General features: G+C 69.0%; 18 protein-coding genes. 11 read left to right on the forward strand and 7 right to left on the reverse strand.

The annotated features are described in order from the left end of the window. From arfB to AC5RV6_RS10230, 3 genes are read left to right on the forward strand one after another with little or no spacing between them, the layout of a single operon-like run. The gene (arfB, locus tag AC5RV6_RS10220; RefSeq protein ID WP_494007195.1) at positions 1-423 is read left to right on the forward strand and encodes an alternative ribosome rescue aminoacyl-tRNA hydrolase ArfB; all 423 of its coding nucleotides are present in this window, start codon (positions 1-3) and stop codon (positions 421-423) included. Positions 424-476: 53 nt separating this feature from the next. Continuing rightward, a complete protein-coding gene (locus tag AC5RV6_RS10225) occupies positions 477-854 on the forward strand; it encodes a serine/threonine protein phosphatase (protein WP_494007196.1) in 378 nt (125 codons plus the stop codon). Positions 855-891: 37 nt separating this feature from the next. Beyond that, complete coding sequence (locus tag AC5RV6_RS10230; protein ID WP_494007197.1) at positions 892-1,176, forward strand: hypothetical protein; 285 nt, start codon at positions 892-894, stop codon at positions 1,174-1,176. A gap of 21 nt (positions 1,177-1,197) precedes the next feature. On the opposite strand, the gene AC5RV6_RS10235 is transcribed toward AC5RV6_RS10230, so the two are convergent. The 5 genes from AC5RV6_RS10235 to nrdH form a co-directional block, all read right to left on the reverse strand. Further along, positions 1,198-1,755 (reverse strand): DivIVA domain-containing protein, encoded by a 558-nt coding sequence (locus tag AC5RV6_RS10235; RefSeq protein ID WP_494007198.1) that lies wholly within the window; start codon positions 1,753-1,755, stop codon positions 1,198-1,200. A gap of 134 nt (positions 1,756-1,889) precedes the next feature. After that, positions 1,890-2,864 (reverse strand): class 1b ribonucleoside-diphosphate reductase subunit beta, encoded by a 975-nt coding sequence (gene nrdF / locus AC5RV6_RS10240; RefSeq protein WP_494007199.1) that lies wholly within the window; start codon positions 2,862-2,864, stop codon positions 1,890-1,892. A 49-nt stretch (positions 2,865-2,913) separates the two neighbouring features. Then, a complete protein-coding gene (nrdE, locus tag AC5RV6_RS10245; protein WP_494007399.1) occupies positions 2,914-5,034 on the reverse strand; it encodes a class 1b ribonucleoside-diphosphate reductase subunit alpha in 2,121 nt (706 codons plus the stop codon). Between the two features lie 14 nt (positions 5,035-5,048). Further along, the gene (nrdI, locus tag AC5RV6_RS10250; RefSeq protein WP_494007200.1) at positions 5,049-5,546 is read right to left on the reverse strand and encodes a class Ib ribonucleoside-diphosphate reductase assembly flavoprotein NrdI; all 498 of its coding nucleotides are present in this window, start codon (positions 5,544-5,546) and stop codon (positions 5,049-5,051) included. A 131-nt stretch (positions 5,547-5,677) separates the two neighbouring features. Continuing rightward, on the reverse strand, positions 5,678-5,923 hold the full coding sequence (gene nrdH / locus AC5RV6_RS10255) for a glutaredoxin-like protein NrdH (RefSeq protein ID WP_494007201.1): 246 nt from the start codon (positions 5,921-5,923) through the stop codon (positions 5,678-5,680). A 296-nt stretch (positions 5,924-6,219) separates the two neighbouring features. On the opposite strand from nrdH, the gene AC5RV6_RS10260 reads away from it, so the two are divergent. Genes AC5RV6_RS10260 through AC5RV6_RS10270 form a run of 3 tightly spaced genes read left to right on the forward strand, consistent with a single transcriptional unit; the run spans position 6,220 to position 8,944 of the window. Further along, on the forward strand, positions 6,220-6,807 hold the full coding sequence (locus AC5RV6_RS10260; RefSeq protein WP_494007202.1) for an ATPase: 588 nt from the start codon (positions 6,220-6,222) through the stop codon (positions 6,805-6,807). 50 nt (positions 6,808-6,857) lie between these two features. Beyond that, positions 6,858-7,799 carry a LysR family transcriptional regulator gene (locus tag AC5RV6_RS10265; RefSeq protein ID WP_494007203.1) on the forward strand — a complete coding sequence of 314 codons (942 nt, stop codon included), beginning with the start codon at positions 6,858-6,860 and terminating at the stop codon, positions 7,797-7,799. A 53-nt stretch (positions 7,800-7,852) separates the two neighbouring features. After that, positions 7,853-8,944, forward strand: coding sequence for an FUSC family protein (locus tag AC5RV6_RS10270; protein WP_494007204.1), 1,092 nt, complete (start codon positions 7,853-7,855; stop codon positions 8,942-8,944). A 5-nt stretch (positions 8,945-8,949) separates the two neighbouring features. Here the strand turns inward: AC5RV6_RS10270 and AC5RV6_RS10275 are convergent, their stop codons facing one another. After that, entirely contained in the window at positions 8,950-10,035 is a 1,086-nt protein-coding gene (locus tag AC5RV6_RS10275; RefSeq protein WP_494007205.1) for an App1 family protein phosphatidate phosphatase, read from the reverse strand. A 104-nt stretch (positions 10,036-10,139) separates the two neighbouring features. Then, positions 10,140-11,237, reverse strand: a complete 1,098-nt coding sequence (locus AC5RV6_RS10280; RefSeq protein ID WP_494007206.1) for a fatty acid desaturase family protein — start codon at positions 11,235-11,237, stop codon at positions 10,140-10,142. Between the two features lie 332 nt (positions 11,238-11,569). Between AC5RV6_RS10280 and AC5RV6_RS10285 the strand changes: the two genes are divergently transcribed. The 5 genes from AC5RV6_RS10285 to AC5RV6_RS10305 all read left to right on the forward strand — a co-directional run bounded on the left by AC5RV6_RS10285 (position 11,570) and on the right by AC5RV6_RS10305 (position 16,094). Next, positions 11,570-11,701, forward strand: coding sequence for a hypothetical protein (locus AC5RV6_RS10285; protein ID WP_494007207.1), 132 nt, complete (start codon positions 11,570-11,572; stop codon positions 11,699-11,701). 156 nt (positions 11,702-11,857) lie between these two features. After that, positions 11,858-13,129 (forward strand): alanine racemase, encoded by a 1,272-nt coding sequence (locus AC5RV6_RS10290; RefSeq protein WP_494007208.1) that lies wholly within the window; start codon positions 11,858-11,860, stop codon positions 13,127-13,129. 29 nt (positions 13,130-13,158) lie between these two features. Continuing rightward, positions 13,159-14,478, forward strand: a complete 1,320-nt coding sequence (locus AC5RV6_RS10295) for a D-arabinono-1,4-lactone oxidase (protein WP_494007400.1) — start codon at positions 13,159-13,161, stop codon at positions 14,476-14,478. A gap of 73 nt (positions 14,479-14,551) precedes the next feature. Then, on the forward strand, positions 14,552-15,133 hold the full coding sequence (locus AC5RV6_RS10300) for a TetR/AcrR family transcriptional regulator (RefSeq protein ID WP_494007209.1): 582 nt from the start codon (positions 14,552-14,554) through the stop codon (positions 15,131-15,133). A 139-nt stretch (positions 15,134-15,272) separates the two neighbouring features. Beyond that, positions 15,273-16,094, forward strand: a complete 822-nt coding sequence (locus tag AC5RV6_RS10305) for an SMP-30/gluconolactonase/LRE family protein (RefSeq protein WP_494007210.1) — start codon at positions 15,273-15,275, stop codon at positions 16,092-16,094. The last annotated feature ends 67 nt before the right edge of the window (positions 16,095-16,161 follow it).

Consider the following 16,161-nt stretch of genomic DNA (forward strand, 5'->3'; position numbering starts at 1 on the left):
ATGGACCTCGTGGTAAATCCCGCCCTGACGATTCCCGACGGGGAGCTCCAGTGGCGTTTTTCCCGCTCGTCCGGCCCGGGCGGCCAGCATGTGAACACTACGGACAGCCGGGTCGCTGTGTCCTGGAACGTTGCGGACTCGGCGGCCCTCACGGACGGGCAACGCGCCGAACTGCTGCGCCGCCTGTCCGGCCGCCTGGCGGCCGGAGTGCTGACCGTGACGGCCTCCGAACAGCGGTCGCAGCTGCGCAACCGGGAGATCGCACTGGGCAAGCTTGCCGCCCTCCTCGCGCAGGCGCTCGCCCCCGGGCCGCCCGCGCGCCGCCGGACCAAGCCGACCCGCGGCTCCAACGCCCGGCGGCTCACGGCCAAGAAGCAGCGCTCCGCCACCAAACAGCAGCGGCAGAAGCCTCCGAGGGACTAGCCGTTTTCCGGGTAGAAGCGCCGAAGCTCCCCGCCTGCGGCTACGCTCCTGCCATGACCGAGCCGATGCCTGCCGAGAACACCTTCGACCATCTGCGCGACGTCGACGGCGAACACGTCGGCTATCTGCATCTGGACAGCGACGGAAAGTTTGTCCCGTACGACCTGCTGCAGCGGCGCCGCGCCGCCGGCCTGGAGCTGGACGAGGCGGAGCAGCTGCTGAACGATCTGGGTCTGCGCTTCCTGCTTCAGGACTGGTGGCTGGAGATTGACGGGGAGCACCACAAGGTACTGATCCGAGAGGTGCACCGGGACCGGGTGTCGGTGTCGTTCGAGGTGGCCGGCGCGATCGCGAAGTCGGCCGACATGTCCGCCGCGATAGAGGTTCCGCTGCCCACGCAGCGGCTCGTGGGCACGGAGCACTTTCAGTGAGACGTCCGACGGCGGCCGCCGGAGCCGCTTTCCCGCCGTGAGCGACCTGCAGTGCCCGGCCACCGTGGTGCTGATGGAGCGGGGCATGCCGGATCCGGACTGGCTCTCCCGGTACAGGACCGCCGGCAGGTTCGACGCGGCCGGCGGCACGGACCTCCGGTCGACGCTCGACGGCATCGCAGATGAGTACCGGGGCGAGACCGTCGTGGTGTCCGCTGCGCGTGCCGACCTCGTGGAACTCCTGGGGCGGCTGGGCTTGGCGGCCCGGCTGCCCGCGGTGCTGGACATCGACGCGGACGGGTGGCGGCCCGCCCCGGCCTAGAGATCCGGCGCCGGCGCCTCCTCAGCGGCCGCTTTGACCGCCGCCGAGGGACCGGGCGCGGAGCTCCTCGTTTTCTGAGGTCCAGGTTCTGAGGGCTAACACCAGCTCGTCCAGGAAGTCATCCACCTCGTCCTGGGCGTACCCGGGCCGCATCCGCGTCGGATTGAACTTGTGCTTGACGATGTCTTCGGCAGTGATGATCGGGGCGGCAGCAGGAGCAGCGCCTCTCCCGGGCGCCGCCGGTTGCCGCTGCAGGCTGTTGTTTTCGTCTTCCAGACGTCGCAGTTCAGCAGCCGCCTTCGCGAGCAGATCGTCCACCTGCGTCATCTCGTAGCCTTCCTGGAACCTGGCGGCGGTGAAGCGCTGGGTGACCACGTTGTCCGCGGTAAAGGCCCGTTTCCTCGGCACCTGGTGCCTGCTGCTGCCGTTCCTGTTGCCGTTGCCGGCACCAGTCCTCGTCTTGAGCGTCAAAGCGATCAGCAGGACCACAGCGATTGCGGCGCCGACGCCGATCCAGACGACAAACCCGCCGCTTTCTCCGCTGCCCTGGTCCAGCGCCGAGATGATTTCGTAAGGCATGAGACCCAACTTCCCCCGAAGCGGCGCCCTTGCGGCGCCTGTCGCGGTCCATCCTCGCACCGCCAGGCACAAAAGTGCCGCCGCGGCAGGCCCGGAGGCCCGCTGCGGCGGCACTTATGGTGTTGCTGCAGGAACTAGAAGTCCCAGTCTTCGTCTTCCGTGTTCACGGCCTTGCCGATCACGTAGGAGGAGCCGGAGCCGGAGAAGAAGTCGTGGTTCTCGTCGGCGTTCGGGGACAGCGCGGAGAGGATCGCCGGGTTCACGTCGGTGACGGTGCTCGGGAACATCGCCTCGTAGCCCAGGTTCATCAGCGCCTTGTTGGCGTTGTAGTGCAGGAACTTCTTGACGTCCTCGGCCAGGCCCACCCCGTCGTACAGCGAGTGGGTGTACTGGACCTCGTTCTCGTAGAGCTCGAACAGCAGCTCGTAGGTGTAGTCCTTGATCTCCTGGCGGCGCTCCTCGGACACGGTCTCCAGGGCGCGCTGGAACTTGTAGCCGATGTAGTAGCCGTGCACGGCCTCGTCGCGGATGATCAGGCGGATCAGGTCGGCCGTGTTCGTCAGCTTGGCCCGGGAGGACCAGTACATCGGCAGGTAGAAGCCGGAATAGAAGAGGAAGGACTCGAGCAGGGTGGAGGCCACCTTGCGCTTGAGCGGATCGTCGCCGCGGTAGTAGTCCGTGACGATCTGCGCCTTCTTCTGCAGGTTCTCGTTCTCAACCGACCAGCGGAACGCCTCGTCGATCTCCTTGGTGGAGCACAGGGTGGAGAAGATCGAGGAGTAGCTCTTGGCGTGCACCGACTCCATGAAGGCGATGTTGGTGTACACGGCCTCCTCATGCGGAGTGATGGCGTCCGGGATCAGGGACACGGCGCCCACCGTGGCCTGCACGGTGTCCAGCAGGGTCAGGCCGGTGAACACGCGCATGGTGAGCTGCTGCTCCTCCGGGGTGAGCGTGTTCCACGACTGCACGTCGTTGGACAGCGGCACCTTCTCCGGCAGCCAGAAGTTGTTCACCAGGCGGTTCCAGACCTCGACGTCCTTGTCGTCCTGGATCCGGTTCCAGTTGATCGCCTGCACGTGGTCGATCAGCTTGAGCTTGTCGGTCATTGTCTTCCTTGTCTGAATATCTGTTGCGTCGAGGGGATGGAGCGGAGCGTTACAGCATGCAGCTGACGCAGCCCTCAACCTCGGTGCCCTCGAGCGCGAGCTGGCGCAGGCGGATGTAGTAGATCGTCTTGATGCCCTTGCGCCAGGCGTAAATCTGCGCCTTGTTGATGTCGCGGGTGGTAGCGGTGTCCTTGAAGAACAGCGTCAGCGACAGGCCCTGGTCCACGTGCTGCGTGGCCTCGGCGTAGGTGTCGATGATCTTCTCGTAGCCGATCTCGTACGCATCCTGGTAGTACTCCAGGTTGTCGTTCGTCAGGTACGGCGCCGGGTAGTAGACGCGGCCGATCTTGCCTTCCTTGCGGATCTCGATCTTCGACGCCACCGGGTGGATCGAGGAGGTCGAGTTGTTGATGTAGGAGATCGAGCCGGTCGGCGGAACGGCCTGCAGGTTCTGGTTGTAGATGCCGTGCTCCATGACCGAAGCCTTCAGCGCCTCCCAGTCGGCCTGGGTGGGGATGTGCACGCCCTCGAACAGCTCACGGACCCGCTGCGTCTTCGGCGCCCACTCCCGCTGGGTGTACTTGTCGAAGTACTCCCCCGAGGCGTACTTGGAGCGGTCGAAGCCGGCGAACTTGCGGCCGGTCTCGATGGCCAGCAGGTTCGACGCCCGCACAGCGTGGTAGGCAACCGTGTAGAAGTAGATGTTCGTGAAGTCCAGGCCCTCTTCGGAGCCGTAATGCACCCGCTCACGGGCCAGGTAGCCGTGCAGGTTCATCTGGCCCAGGCCGATCGCGTGCGACTGGTCGTTGCCCTTGGCGATCGAGGGCACCGAGGCAATGTGGCTCATGTCCGAGACGGCGGTGAGCGCACGGATGGCGGTCTCCACGCTGCGGCCGAAGTCCGGGGAGTCCATCGTCTTGGCGATGTTCATCGAACCCAGGTTGCAGGAGATGTCCTTGCCGGTGACGTCGTAGGAGAGGTCCTCCTGGTACGACGTCGGCTCGGAGACCTGCAGGATCTCGGAGCACAGGTTGGACATGATGATCTTGCCGTCGATCGGGTTGGCCCGGTTCACCGTGTCCTCGAACATGATGTACGGGTAGCCGGACTCGAACTGGATCTCCGCGAGGGTCTGGAAGAAGTCGCGGGCCCGGATCTTGGTCTTCTTGATCCGCGCGTCGTCGACCATCTCGTAGTACTTCTCGGTGACCGAGATGTCGGAGAAGGGCATGCCGTAGACCTTCTCGACGTCGTACGGGGAGAACAGGTACATTTCCTCGTCGCGCTTGGCCAGCTCGAAGGTGATGTCCGGAACGACGACGCCGAGGGAGAGGGTCTTGATGCGGATCTTCTCGTCGGCGTTCTCCCGCTTGGTGTCGAGGAAGCGGTTGATGTCCGGGTGGTGGGCGTGCAGGTACACCGCGCCGGCGCCCTGGCGGGCGCCGAGCTGGTTGGCGTAGGAGAAGGAGTCTTCGAGCAGCTTCATGATCGGGATGACGCCGGAGGACTGGTTCTCGATCTGCTTGATGGGCGCGCCCACCTCGCGGATGTTGGTCAGCGCGAAGGCCACGCCGCCGCCGCGCTTGGACAGCTGCAGGGCGGAGTTGATGGAACGCCCGATGGACTCCATGTTGTCTTCGATGCGCAGCAGGAAGCAGGAGACCAGCTCGCCGCGCTGCTTCTTGCCCGCGTTCAGGAAGGTGGGGGTGGCCGGCTGGAAGCGGCCGTCCATGATCTCGTCGACCATCTGCTGGGCCAGCTGCTCGTCGCCGCGGGCCAGGTGCAGGGCGACCATGCACACACGGTCCTCGTAGCGCTCCAGGTACCGCTTGCCGTCAAAGGTCTTCAGCGTGTACGAGGTGTAGAACTTGAACGCGCCGAGGAAGGTCTCGAACCGGAACTTCTTCTTGTAGGCCCGGTTGTACAGGTCCTTGATGAACTCCATCGAGTACTGCTCGAGCGTCTCGGGCTCGTAGTACTGGTTGGCGACCAGGTACTCCAGCTTCTCCTCCAGGTCATGGAAGAAGACGGTGTTGTTGTTCACGTGCTGGAGGAAGTACTGGCGCGCAGCAGCGCGGTCGGCGTCGAACTGGATCTCCCCGTTCTTGCCGTAGAGGTTCAGCATCGCGTTGAGCTCGTGATAGCCCAGGCCCTTGTACTCCTCGGGCATTTCCTTGGAGTCCGTCACTGCTGCGACTGATGTGTCCAAAACTCTTCCAATCCTTCGTTGACCGTGGCGACGTCCTCGGACGTGCCCATAAGTTCAAATCGATACAGCACGGGGACCCTGCACTTTTGGGCGACGATGTCCGCCGCCAGGCAGTAGTTCTCCCCGAAGTTTGTGTTGCCCGCTCCGATGACCCCCCGCAGGAGCCTGCGGTTGGCCTCCACGTTGAGGAACTTGATGACCTGCTTTGGCACTGCTCCCCTGGCAGCGGCCCCGGGCTGCGCCGCCGTGCCGCCGTAGGTCGGCAGGACGAGGACGAAGGGGCGGGTGGCCAGGAGAGTGGGTGAAGCGGTGTGGAGCGGGATGCGGCCGGCGGGCCGGCCAAGTTTTTCCACGAACCGGCCGGTGTAGCCGGAAGCGGAGGTGAAGTAGACCAGGTCGGCGTCCGTTTCCGGATGCTCCGGCTGCGCCGGAGCGCCCGCCTCGGCGACGCGTTCCTTCAGGCCCAGGCTCATGGTGCTGCTCCTCGATGCGGCCGCCGGCGGCGGCGCTGGCTGGGTGCCGTCGGCGGCGGAACAGGCTGCGGGCCTGCTCCGCGCCGCGGCGGATGTCCGCCCGGAGGCTGGACGTTGCCTTGACGGAGCGGTCAGGCCACCGAGGTGACGGCGGACTCGGCCAGCTCGTTGATCTTGTCCGGGCGGAAGCCGGACCAGGAATCCGAATCGGTGATGACGACGGGGGCCTGCATGTAGCCCAGCGCACGGACCCGCTCCAGGGCCTCGGCATCCTGGGACATGTCCACAACCTGGTAGGTGATGCCCTTCTTGTCGAGGGCGCGGTAGGTCGCGTTGCACTGGACGCACGCAGGCTTGGTGTAAACCGTGACGGTCATGGTTGGTTCTCCCCTGGGTCTTGCTCGAAGTCTGTCCACTGATCCTACATCCAGCCACTACATCTAGTGCGCAGCCACGCCCGCGACCCCAAGATGATGTATTACAAGTATGTCATTAGACACAGGCGTCGTCCACAGTTCATGCACAGGAGAGTGCCGCGGATTGACGCGTTTTTGGCTCGGTTCTCCACAGGCTGGGGAGAACCGGACGCACAGGTTTCCACCGCTCCGGGACCTCGGAAAACTGCCCGCGTGTCGCCCCGCCACGGCGTGTCGCTGCGCGGTGATACTGGGGCATGCCTATCCGCAGCGAGGTCCTGTTCATCGGAGGCCGGTCCGGCGTCGGCAAGAGCGCGGCGGCGTTCGAGCTTCACGCCCTGCTGAGCTCCCTGGGCATCGCCCACGCCGTGATCGAGGGAGACAACCTGGACCTGGCCTTCCCGCCGCCGTGGGAGCACAACCTCGCGGAGCGGAACCTGGCCGCCGTCTGGGCGAACTACCGCAGCCTGGGCTACCGCAGGCTGATCTACACCAATACGGTCAGCGTCCGCTTCACGGAGCAGCTGGCCGCGGCCATGGGCGATGACCCGGTGGTCACCGCCGCCCTGCTGACCTCCTCCGACCGCACCGCGGCGGACCGGCTGGCAACCCGGATCCAAGGCAGCGACCTGCACGAGCACCAGGACAGAAGCAGGTCAGCGGCCCTGGAACTGGAGGAGCTGACACCGAACCGGATTCCCCGGCTCGACACCGACGGCCGCAGCGTCCGCGAGGTCGCCGGCGTCCTCCTGGACCTGACCGGGTGGGCCGCGGGCCCCGCTGCCGCGACCGCTCCCGACCATTCGACGTCGTCATTCCAGCCGCCGGCCGGCCGCCCCCGGTAGGCTGGCTGCCGTCAGGCGGCACAGTCCGCGGCCGTCCCGAAAGGCTCCCGGTGCTCAACCCCGTCCATCTCAAGACCCTGCTGGAGGTCATCCGGGTCGGCTCCTTCGCCGGCGCCGCCGCCCGGCTGGGCTACACGCCGTCGGCGGTGTCCCAGCAGATGTCCGCCCTGGAGCGCGAAACCGGCACCCGCCTCTTCGTCCGCACCGCCCGCACCGCCGTCGCCACCGAGGCCGCGGAGGTCATCGCCCGGCACGCCGCCAAGGTCCTGACGGACATGGATGCGCTGATGGCGGCCGCGGCCCGCGCCGATGCCGCCGAAGCGCACGAGCTGCGCCTGGGCATCTTCCCGTCCCTGGCCACCTTCGCCCTCCCCCGCCTGCTCGGCGCCCCGGAGTGGAAGGGCCTGGGCATCGACCTGCGGACCTTCGTCGCCGAACCCGCGCAGACCATCCACGGGCTGCGCGGCGGCGGGGAGCTGGACGTCGCCCTGATCTACCAGGTGGGCCAGAGCGGACTGGCCTGGCCGGCCACCATCAACCGGCAGTGGGTGGGCGACGACGATTTCCGGGTCGTGCTGCCGGCCTCCTGGGGCATCCGCAGCGGCGCCGAGGTCAGCCCCGAGCAGCTCTCCGGCATGCCGTGGATCATGCACCATCCGGGCACTCCCGACGCCGTCGTGATCGAACGCCTGCTGGCCGGGTGCAGCCTGCATCCGCGGATCAGCGCCTACTGCGACGACTTCAACGCCTCGCTGGCCATGGTGCGCGCCGGCGTCGGCGCCGCGCTGGTCCCGGAACTCGCGATGCTCGCGGAGCCGGAGGGGGCCGGCGCGCAGGACGGCGTCGTCGTCATCGAGGTGCCGGAAATCCGGCTGGCACGGAACATCTTTGCCCTGGTGCCGACCGACCGGGAAAACGCCCGCGTCAGGGTCTTCCTTGACCTGCTCTCCCGGGTGCTCAAGTCGGCCTCGATCACCCGCCGCAGCGCCTGAGGCGCACTTCACCCGAATCGACTCCCGCACCCGGATCGGGCAATACTGGCCCGATGAGCACCGGTGAGATGACCGCCCCCAAGCGGGCCCTGCACGCCGTGACCAACCAGGTGAGCGGGTTCCTGCGCTACACCCGGCTGCAGCTGGCGCTGAAGGCGACGATCGCCGTCGGGATCGCCTGGTCCATTGCCCCGCACGTTCCCGGAGTGGCCTCGCACTATCCGTACTACGCGCCGCTGGGCGCGCTCGTGAGCATGTATCCCACGGTGTCGGGCTCCTTCCGCACCGGCATGCAGACCTTGGCCGGCCTGGTGGTCGGCATGGCCCTGGCCCTGATCGCACTGGTCTTCGGCACCCCCAACGTCTGGACCATCTCGCTGATCGTCGGCCTGGGCGTCCTGCTGGCCGGGCTGCCGAAACTGGGCGCCGGACGTGACTACCTGCCCGTCGCCGCGTTGTTCGTCCTGGTGCTCGGCGGCGACGACCCGGACGGCTACTCCTTCGGCTACGGGGTGCAGATGCTCGTCGGCGTTGCCGTGGGACTGACCGTCAACGCCGTCGTGTTTCCGCCGCTGCATCTGAACGGAGCGGTCAACGGGCTGGTGTCGCTGCGCAACTCCCTGGCGCGGCAGCTGCAGGACATGAGTGCGGCGCTGCGGGAGACCTGGCCGCCGGAGCACGAGGAATGGTCGGAGCGGGAGAACCAGCTCGACTCCCTCACCCGCGAAGTCCGCGAGGCGGTGGAGCTGGCCGACAGCAGCCGCCACGGCAACATCCGCAGCCGCAGGTACCGGCGGGACTTCGACGCCGACTACCGGGCGCTGCGGGCGATGGAGCGGGCCACCCGCCATGTGAAGGACATGACCGAAGTGCTGACCGACGCGATCTGGCGCAGTCCTCGGGACGTGGCCGTTCCGGCGGCCCTGACCGAGCCGCTGGCCCACGCCGTCGAGGCCACCGCCGAAGCCGTGGAGGCGTGGGACTCCGAGGGCGAGGTCCACGCCACGGCCCGACAGGCCGTCCTGGACCTGGTCCGGCTGGTCAACACCTCCGCCTCGGCCGAGAACCCGGTGGATGCCACCGCCGCCATGGCGATGGACCTGCGCCGGATCCTGCGCATCATCTCCGCCGAAGCCGACGGCTGACGCCGCTATCCGGCGTCGGGCAGCAGCCCCAGTTCGGCGAGCTGACGGGACATGCCGGCGCCGTCGGCCGCGTAGATCCACGGAATGCTGCTGGGCACCGCATCCCGGTGCGACGTCGAGCGGCCGCCGGCCAGCACCGCCTCGCCGGTGGACAGCTGGCGGATGGCCACGGCCTGGACGTTCTCCGGGTAGCGCTGCGCGAAGGCGGCGTAGATCGCCTCGTCATGCTGGCCGTCGTCGCCGATCAGCAGCCACTTGATGTTGGGGAAGTCCTTGGCCAGGCGTTCGAGCTGGCTGCGCTTGTGGTCGGGGCCGCTGCGGAACCAGCGGTCCCGGGTGGGCCCCCAGTCGGTCAGCAGCAGCGGCCCGGCCGGATACAGGTTCCGGGTGATGAAGCGGGTCAGCGTCGGAGCCACGTTCCAGGCCCCGGTGGAGAGGTAGATGACGGGGCCGGCGTGGGCCCTGGACAGCCGGTCATAGAGCACGGCCATCCCAGGGGTGGGCGTGCGGGCATGCTCGTCCAGGACGAACGTGTTCCACGCGGCCAGCATGGGCCGGGGCAGGGCGGTGACCATGATGGTGTCGTCAATATCCGAGAGCACCCCGACGGTGGCCGCCGGGTCCACGATGTACACCGGCGAGGCCATGGACTCACCGTCCTGGGAATGCAGCGTCACCGTGGTCCAGCCCGGCTCCAGGCTGGCCGGCAGGACGGCGTCCACGACGCCGCCGCGGTCGGCCTGCACCTCGTGCCGCTCTCCGCCGACTTCCACGGTGACCACGGCGTTGTTCACCGGCGGGCTGATGAAGTTCCGCCATCCGCGCCAGCCGTCCCGGATGGCCTTGGCGGCCCGGGACTGGTCCTCGCCGTCGAAGTAGCCGGGCTTGGCCAGGATGACCCGGCCCAGCACCCGGACCCAGTCAGTGGAGCCGTATCCGGTGAAGGCCAGCACGGTCTGCACCTCACCCCGGCGGCGTGCCCGATCCACCCGCAGGCTGTGCAGCGTGTCTTCGAGGTACATGCCGAAGTGCCCGCCCTGCCCGGCGGCGGCGGGGTCGACGGCGGGCGGGGTGTCGGTGGAATCAGCCATGGGTCCAGTCTGTCAGATGCGGGTTTCCGGTCCCCTTAACGCGGTTCGCCGCCCACCTTGGCAGGGGACGGCGAACCGGAGGGTTCCGGCGGATGCGCGGCGGCTCAGCGCCCGTAGGCGGACGCGGCCGGGCAGTCGAAGGGGTCGCGGGCCGCGAGGCCCACCCGGTTCAGATAGCGGACCACGATGCCGTAGGAGCGCATCAGCGTGGTCTCGGTGTACTTGATGTCGTGCTCGGCGCAGTGCGCCTTGACGATCTGGCTGGCCCGGCGCAGATGCGGGCGCGGCATGGACGGGAACAGGTGATGCTCCACCTGGTAGTTCAGCCCGCCCATCAGGGTGTTCATGCCCCGACCGACGATGTTGCGGCTGGTCAGCACCTGGCGGGAGAGGAAGTCGACCTTCACGTCTTTGGCGATGATCGGCATGCCCTTGTGGTTCGGAGCGAACGAGGCGCCCATGTAGATGCCGAAGACCGCCAGCTGCACGCCGATGAACGCGAACGCCATGCCGACCGGCAGGAAGTAGAACACGGCGCCGAGGTAAAGGCCCAGACGCAGCGCAATGACCGAGAGTTCGCGGAAGCGGCCCTTGACGGTGCGGCGCGTGAAGAGGTACTTGATGGATGTTGCGTGGAGGTTCAGGCCCTCGAGGGTCAGCAGCGGAAAGAACAGCCATCCCTGCCGGCGGGTAAACCAGGCGCCGAAGCCGCGGCGGCCCGCAGCGTGCTCCTCCTGGAAAGAGATCGTGTCCATGTCGATGTCCGGATCCTTGCCCACCGTGTTCGGATTGGCGTGGTGCCGGGTGTGCTTGTTCATCCACCACTGGTAGCTGATGCCGACCACGGCGTTGGCCAGGAAGCGCCCCGCGCGGTCATTGGCCGGCCCGGACTCGAACACCTGGCGGTGCGAGGCCTCGTGGGCGATGAAAGCGGCCTGGGTCAGCAGGATGCCAAGCGCGGCGGCGATCAGCAGCTGGAACCAGCTCTCCCCCAGCAGCACGAATCCCGTACCGGCCGCGGCGATGGCGGCGAGCAGCAGTACGGAGACGGTGATGTAGAAACCGGGGCGCTTCTTCAGCAGGCCCTCATCGCGGACGGTCTTCAGCAGCTTGGAGTAGCTGTTGACGATGGAGTTCTCGCGGATGGCGGGCAGTCCCTCCCGGCGCGTGCGCTGGGTACGGGTGGATGCGGTTAGGGTCATTCGGCCTTCTTGGTCTTTGCGACTTCCCAGCCGACATAACGGGCACCTGCTGCCCTGAAGATGTCCCCAGCCTAACCCGGATTCACGGGCCTGTCGCCCCTGGCAGCCCTAAAACGGCACAGTCTTGACCCGGGGTGCCCATCCCCGACCATGGCAGGACACGCGGCTCTTCGGGCGCCGCCTGCCCGGCGGGAGGGCCATGCAGCGCATCCTTTCCATCGACGGCGGAGGCATCCGCGGCGTCCTCCCGACCACCTGGCGGCTGATGCGGCGGCAGCTGCGGATCGCCCTGGGGAACCGGTACGTCCGGGTGCAGGCCCAGCTGCCGCCATGTGGACGCCGCGCTCGACGACGCCCGCCCGGAAAACCTGCGCGGGCTGCTGGCCGCGGCCGAGCAGATGGTGCAGGACGGCGAGGCCGAACTGCAGCGGCTCGCTGCCCTGCTCGCACTGCCGCGGCGCTGAGACGGACGCAGCCGGCCTGGCCCGCAGGCCCCGGATGGCCCCGCCACCGGATGCCGGGCGCCGGCTGCCCCGCCACCGGCGCCCGGACGCCCGCGTGCCGCCGGCACCGTCTCCGCGCGGCCCGCTACGATCCGGGCAGGTGAAAGGAGAACCGGCATGACCCACACCGCTGACCCGCCCTCCCGCGTCCTGGACCTCAGCCCGGAGGCAGCCGGCGCCGCCGCGCAGCCCTGGCGGGATCCGGCCGGCTACTGGACGGCGCTGGCCCGGGCCACCGCCCACCTGCCGGCGCCGGTGGGCGTCCTGAGCCTGCCGGCGCTGCGCTGGAACGCCGCCGACCTGCTCCGCCGGGCGGACGGCGTGCCGCTGCGGGTGGCCAGCAAGTCGCTGCGGGTGCGCGGGGTCATTGACGCGCTGCTCGCCCTGCCGGGCTTCCACGGCATCCTGGCCTTCACCCTCGCCGAGGCGCTCTGGCTGGCACGCACCTGCCCCGACGTCGTCGTCGGCTACCCCAGCACGGACCGATCCGCGCTCGCGCAGCTGGCCGCAGACGCGCAGCTGGCCTCACGGGTGACGCTGATGGTGGACGACGAGGCCCAGCTGGACCTCATCGATTCCCTGGTGCCGCCCGCCCGGCGGCCCGCGCTGCGGATCTGCCTGGATGTCGACGCCTCGTGGCGGTCCCCGCTGCTCGGGTTCATCGGAACCCGCCGCTCCCCCGTCCACGCCACGGCCGACGCCGTCCGCCTGGGCCGGCGCATCACGGCCCGGCCCGGCTACCGCCTGGTCGGACTGATGATGTACGAGGGCCAGGTCGCCGGTGTCGGAGACGCGGTGCCGGGTTCGGCGGGGATGAACGCGCTGATGCGGCAGGTGCAGCGACGCTCCATGGACGAGCTGCGGGAACGCCGGGCAGGGATCGTGAAGGAACTGCGCGGGCTGGCTGACCTGGAGTTCGTCAACGGCGGCGGCACCGGGTCCGTGGAGGCCACCCGCCGGGACGGCGCCGTCACCGAGATCACCGCCGGCTCGGGGGTCTTTGCCGGGCACCTGTTCGACACCTACCGCGCGTTCTCTCCCGCCCCGGCAGCCGCCGTCGGCTTCGACGTCGTCCGGCGGCCGGCTCCGCGGATCGCCACCATCCTCGGTGGAGGCTGGATCGCCTCCGGGCCGCCCGGCAGGAGCAGGGTGCCGCAGGCAGCCTGGCCGCGCGGCCTGCGGCTGCTGCCGCGCGAGGGCGCAGGCGAAGTCCAGACACCGCTGGCCGGGCGGGCGGCCGCGGGCCTCGCCGTCGGCGACCGGGTCTGGCTGCGCCATGCCAAGAGCGGGGAACCGGCCGAACGGCTCAATGAGTTCCAGGTGGTGGACGGCGGGCACGTCACGGCCGTCCTGCCGACCTACCGCGGCGAGGGAAAGGCCTTCCTGTGATCCCGGACAGCCACCGGACGCCGCAGGCGGTGCCCGCCCGGAACGACCGGCATCCCCGGACCTGGCACAACTGGGCCCGAACCGTGGCGGTGACACCGGAACAGGTGCTGCGGCCGCGCAGCCGCAGCGAGCTGCAGCGCGCCGTCGCCTCCGCCGCCGCAGCCGGGCGCAGGATCAAGGCGGTGGGGGCCGGGCACAGCTTCACCGGCATCGCGGCGGCGCCCGGGGTGCGGCTGGACCTGGACCGGCTGCAGGGGCTGGTGCGGGTGGACGCGGGCCGAGGCCGGGCCACCCTGCACGCGGGCACGCGGCTGTACCGGATTCCCGCACTGCTGGCGCCCTACGGGCTGGCGATGCCCAATCTGGGCGACATTGACCGGCAGTCCATTGCGGGGGCGGTGTCCACCGGAACGCACGGCACCGGTGCGGCTTTTGGCGGCCTGGCAACCCAGGTCTGCGGCGTGACCCTGGTCCAGCCCGACGGCGGCCTGCTCACCGTGGGCGGGGACGACCCCCTGCTGCCGGCGGTGGCCCTGGGCCTGGGCGCCCTCGGCATCATCGCCGATGTGACGCTGCAGTGCGTCCCGGCGTTCCTGCTGCGGGCGGAGGAACGCTCCGAGCCGCTGGCCGCGGTACTGGCCGATCTGCCGGACCGGGTGAAGTCCGCCGACCATTTTGAGTTCTACTGGTTTCCGCACACCGACCGGGCAGCCACCAAAACCAACACCCGGCTGCCGGCGTCCTCCCCGCGCCGGCAGCTGCCCGCACTGCGGGGCTGGGTGGACGATACACTGCTCGCCAACGGCCTCTTCCGCGCCACGTGCGCCGCCGGCCTTGCCCTGCCCGCGGCGGTACCGGCCGTGAACCGGGCGGCGGCGGGGCTGCTCGGCGGCCGGGAGTACACGGACGCCTCCTGGCGGGTCTTTACGCAGCGGCGGACGGTCCGCTTCCAGGAGATGGAGTACGCGGTGCCCGCCGAGCATCTGCCGGCCGCGTTCGAGGCCCTCCGGACACTCATCGACGACCGCCGCTGGCGCATTTCGTTCCCCGTCGAGGTGCGTTGGGCCGCGGCTGATGACCGCTGGCTGTCGACCGCATACGGACAGGACACCGGGTATCTCGCCGTGCACCGGTACTGGCGGGAGGATCCCGCCGACTATTTCGCGGCGGTGGAGCAGATAATGCTGGCGCACGGCGGACGGCCGCACTGGGGCAAACTGCATTCTCTGGACAGCGCGGCCCTGGCCCAGCGGTATCCGCGGTTCGGGCAGTTCCAGGCGCTGCGGGACCGCCTGGATCCCGACCGGATGTTCAGCAACGGCTATCTGGACAGGGTGCTCGGTCCGTAGCCGCCCCGCAGGCAAGGGGACTTCGGCTACCCTGATTGCTGAACGCTCATTCACCTACTCCCCGGAGGTATCGGTGCCTGCACCAGCCACAGGCCAGCGGCTGCTGGATTCGGCCACGGAGGCCTTCGCGGCCAAGGGGTTCCATGGAACCACCACCCGGGATATTGCCACCGCCGCCGGCGTGACCCCCGGCGCGGTGTACGTGCACCACAGCTCGAAGGAAGAACTGCTCTACACCATCTCCCGCGAAGGCCACGAACGGACCCTCGAGCTGGTACGGGCAAGCGCGGCCGCCGGCACCGACCCCGTTGAGCAGATCCGCGCCATGGTGCGCGACCTGGTCGAGTGGCAGGCCGTCAACCGGACCAAGTCCTCGGTGGTGAACTTCGAGCTCGCGGCCCTCTCGGAGGAGCACCGCCGGGAGGTCCTCGAATTCCGGCGCGCGGTCGACGCCGAGTTCCGCAACGTCATCGAGCGCGGCCGGCAGCAGGAACGCTTCGCCGTCGAGGATACCGCGCTGGCTTCCCTGGCCCTGCTGTCGCTCTGCATCGATGTGGCCCGCTGGTTCCAGGGCGGCGGCCGGCTCAGCGCCGCGGAGATCGGCAGGCACCACAGCATTCTGGCGCTGCGCATGCTGGGCGTCGACGGCGCGTAGCCGCCGCTGCCGGCGCCGTCGGCGTCCTGCCGTCGCCCCGTCGCGCCGTCCTCTGTTTCTCCTGCGGTTCTCCCTGTTTCCGGCTCCGTTTCGGCGGCATAGTGGAGAGGACGCATTGCCCGAGGAAACGAGGCGCATCATGACGGGACCGACCACCCTGCTGACCGGCATCGGCATGGGCGAGTCCGCACGCTGGCACAGCGGAGAACTGTGGTTCGCGGACTGGCGGGCCGGCACCATTTCGGCGCTGGACGCCGTCGGGAATCTCCGCCGGGTGACGGCCGTGCCGTCCTTTCCGATCAGCTTCGACTGGCTGCCCGACGGGCGGATGGCCGTTGTCTCCGGCGCTGAGGGGCACGTGCTCGTTGAGCTGCCGCGCGCCGGCCTGCTGCCCCTGGCCGACCTGACGCCCATCTCCGAGCACCCCTGGAACGAGATCGCGGTCCACCCGGGCGGCAACATCTACGTCAACGGCATCGGTCACGACTACGCCGGCGAACCGGAGCACAGCGGAGTCATCGCCCTGGTCCGCCCCGACGGATCGACGCGGCAGGTGGCGGAGGGACTCGCCTTTCCCAACGGCATGCTGGTCTCCGCGGACGGCTCCACGCTGGTGGTGGCGGAGTCCTACGCCGGGCGGCTCACGTCCTTCACCATCGCCCCGGACGGCACGCTGAGCCCGGCCGGGGACTGGGCAGCCCTGGAGAGCAGTGCGCCCGACGGCATCTGCTGGGACGGAAACGGAGGCATCTGGTTCGCCGAGGTGCCGGGTGAGCGCTGCGTGCGGATCGAGCAGGGCGGGCGGGTGCTGGAGACGGTGCAGCTGGAGCAGGGCTGCTTTTCCTGCGCCGTCGGCGGCGAGGACGGCGCCGTACTGTTCATGACCACGGCGCAGTGGCCCGACGTGCTGGACCCCGCGGCGGAGAACACCGGGCGGGTGCTCGGTCTGCGGGTGGGCTGACGGACTGACCGCCCCGGGCCCCGGGGGGCAGCCGCGCCCGGGAACCCGGGCGCGGCCCGGCAGCTCC

It is taken from the genome of Arthrobacter saudimassiliensis (assembly GCF_059090665.1).